We start from the raw sequence: 999 nt of genomic DNA on the forward strand, positions 1-999 counted from the left end.
TCGTTATATGAATCAGGATCATGGCGCAACGATCTCTACGATCTTCGAAAGTCCGAAAGCAGTTAGCTCTTGTATCCAACATACATCCTATGCGAATCTGGATATCATCCCCAGTGATCTGACGCTCTATTTGGCTGATACGAAGCTCCGTCTCAGTGATGGTACCAGAGAGAATAAGTTGAAGAGAGCTACGAATTTCATCAAGAACGATTATGACTATATGATCTTCGACTGCTCCCCTGTCAAATCCCTCGTATCGGTCAATGTCCTATATACGGAGCCTTTGGTCATCATCCCAGTCAGTCCTGCAGATGACTCCATGCAAGGTCTGGCATTGACGCTCAATGAAATCAACGCTTTGAAGGATCTGTATGAAGACTTGGATATCGATTACAGGATCTTGATCGTCAAACGGAAGGATAATATCGAATATCGTGAGAATATCGCAGAGATACGCTCTGCTTTCGGAGATAAGGTATTTCAGACGATGATCCGTGATCAAAGCAAGCCGGTAGAAAAAGCAGTCAGAGAAAGAAAGACCGTACTGGATCTCCCATCGTCCTCCATCGCAGATGACTACCGAAACTTTCTTGATGAACTGGAGGTGATGTTACATGACTGATGTCATCGGAGAAATGCTGAACGATACCTCGAAGGATATGCGTTATAAGCGGATCTTTATCTACGACATCGACCCCTGTGAGTATAATATGTATCCGATGCAGGAGATCGAACAGCTCGCACAGAACATAAGCGAATGCGGACTGCTCCACCCTATCACCCTATATCGCAAGGCAGATGGGCGCTATATGATCCTGAGCGGAGAACGACGGTATCGCGCGATGCTGCTAAATTATGAAAAAGGTGATGAACGCTGGGAAGAGATCCCGGCCATCGTCAAAATGCAGGAGCTTACGATGCGTGAGATCCGCAGATTCGTCCGCAGAGGGAATGCAAACCGGGAAACCTTACCAAAAGAGCTGAAATTGCAGATCGTAA

The 999-nt window shown here is 46.1% G+C and carries 2 protein-coding genes; both read left to right on the plus strand.

The window, feature by feature from the left end; translation table 11 throughout:
• Positions 1-622, plus strand: a 622-nt coding sequence (locus NE665_RS23780; RefSeq protein ID WP_256302689.1) for an AAA family ATPase, incomplete at its 5' end; no start/stop codon positions are given.
• The coding region (locus NE665_RS23785; RefSeq protein WP_256302690.1) for a ParB N-terminal domain-containing protein at positions 615-999 on the plus strand (385 nt) is incomplete at its 3' end. The genes NE665_RS23780 and NE665_RS23785, both read left to right, overlap by 8 nt.

The organism is Clostridium sp. DFI.1.208, assembly GCF_024463855.1.
Lineage (GTDB): Bacteria > Bacillota_I > Bacilli_A > Erysipelotrichales > Erysipelotrichaceae > Clostridium_AQ.